Source organism: Helicobacter sp. T3_23-1059 (genome assembly GCF_053654515.1).
The window spans coordinates 1-1881 of sequence record NZ_JBSIUV010000122.1 but is presented as its reverse complement, the minus strand read 5'-3'; the positions used below and the strand labels follow the sequence as shown (position 1 = coordinate 1881).

Genomic DNA, 1881 nt, shown 5'->3' with positions numbered 1-1881 from the left:
TGGTATTAAAGTGGTTTAAGGTTGTTTGGGTATAATAGTGGCAGGATTTATAGATTTGATATAGTAATAAGGACAACTCGTGAAAATGTGGTATTTATCATTTGGATTTATTGGAGTGTTTATTGCATACATAGCGTGTGGTTATTCGATTTGTTATCCCACTTCATATCGTGCGTTTATCCCTAAAAAATACGACAAAGAATATAAAGAATACGAGCGACTTTGCAAAAAAAATCTAGGTAAGGTAGTGTATGCTAGAGTATTGACGCAAGAGGAAAAAGCAGGAATAAATGAGGTGATAAAAAATAACAAACACAAATATTTACTTCAGGCGCATTATGTAAGAATTAGTGAAAATATTTATGAAATTAGGCGAACTATATATGTTGATTATTTTTTGCGTAACGGCAAGGAAACAGCAAACTTGGACGACGCGATAAACGAAGAGCTGTTGCAACTAAAAAACCCTGACTTTGTGGTTTATCAATCCATTGCAACATATATTTATGATACAAATTGGCGAGAGATTATGCCATTAAGTAAGGGCGGTCAATTTTCTGCTAAATTTGAAAAAACAATGTCAAAAGAAAGCCAAGCGTATAGCCTTAAGGATTTTGCGGATAAAATTTTAAGTCAAACACAAAATATAGGCGATAAAAAAGATATTTTTATAAGCGAGGATAATATCAGTTTTGGGCGTCCTGACTTTATTTATCCGCTTATATCTTACTAAAAGGATTAGTATGAAACTATACTTAAAATACCATAGCATAGGTGTCTATGTGGATACTTGGGGAATGCGAGACTGCAAGATAGAAAAAAATTTCCCATATGTAAGTTGTGAATACGAGGGAATAATACCACATGTGTTTTTAGGATTAAAAACAGAATATGAACTCATCAACGAAAACTTTGAGGGGCAATTAAGCGAAAATGCTAAAATAGAATGTGTACTAGAAACTGATTTGCAAGAGCATAGTTTTCCTACGCAAATAGAACTTATAGAAAAACTTACACGGCAATATAAAAATAACAATGAAAATAAAAAACAATGGGCGAAAACAGAAAATAATGCAACATTTGATAAAGAATTTAAGTTTTTTAGACAAACATATAGAGATATAACTGTGCCATTTAAGGAAACAATGGGTAATAAAGAATATCAAACTTATAAAGAGTTTAAAGATAATTTTGAAAACTTTGTTAGCAGTAAAGCAAGTAATGTAATGAATATTGAAGGCTTTTTTGGATTTGCACCTTATGAATCAGCGTTATTGAGAACTTCTAGTGTCGGAACAAAAGAAAGAGGTGGCAAGATTTTTCAAAACAATCACTATAATTATGAAAGAATAAAAAATGATATAGAAAATAACAATAGCAATTCATACAACAACAACTCGGAAATGGACAATACATTATTTGGCTATTCTTTTAGTGGGGGACATATGCTAACAAAAATTCGCCCATTAAGCACATTTCAAAACAAACACGCTTATGCTGTTAATATTAAATCAATAAATAACAAAAAGTTTTACGAAGTGGCAAAAAAAACTTTGGAACAAGTTTTGATTTGTGATGATGACTTTAGAGGCGGAAAGGCATTTGTAGATAAACAGAATGATTTCAGATTTTATGCCATTGCAGGTCGGTCTTGTGTGGATTTCGTAATAGATAAACTTAAAATTTTATATGGAGATAAGCTTGATTTATGGGACAACATAACTTGGACACCTCAAGGTGTTTATGATGTAATACAAAAATACAAGAATGACTTTAGTAAAGACAAAGCTGAAATAACAATGCTAGATTTGATAACTGATACATATCTATTTTATCAAAACTACCACACGCTATGCAATATAGATTCTAGTTGGGAATGCA

Annotated in this window: 2 protein-coding genes; both read left to right on the top strand. The window is 31.3% G+C overall.

Going from position 1 to position 1881, the window contains the following annotated elements:
- Positions 1-85: 85 nt before the first annotated feature.
- Positions 86-733 (top strand): hypothetical protein, encoded by a 648-nt coding sequence (locus tag ACWIX0_RS13415; RefSeq protein WP_454174486.1) that lies wholly within the window; start codon positions 86-88, stop codon positions 731-733.
- Between the two features lie 10 nt (positions 734-743).
- On the top strand, positions 744-1881 hold a 1138-nt coding region (locus ACWIX0_RS13410), incomplete at its 3' end, for a hypothetical protein (protein ID WP_454174485.1).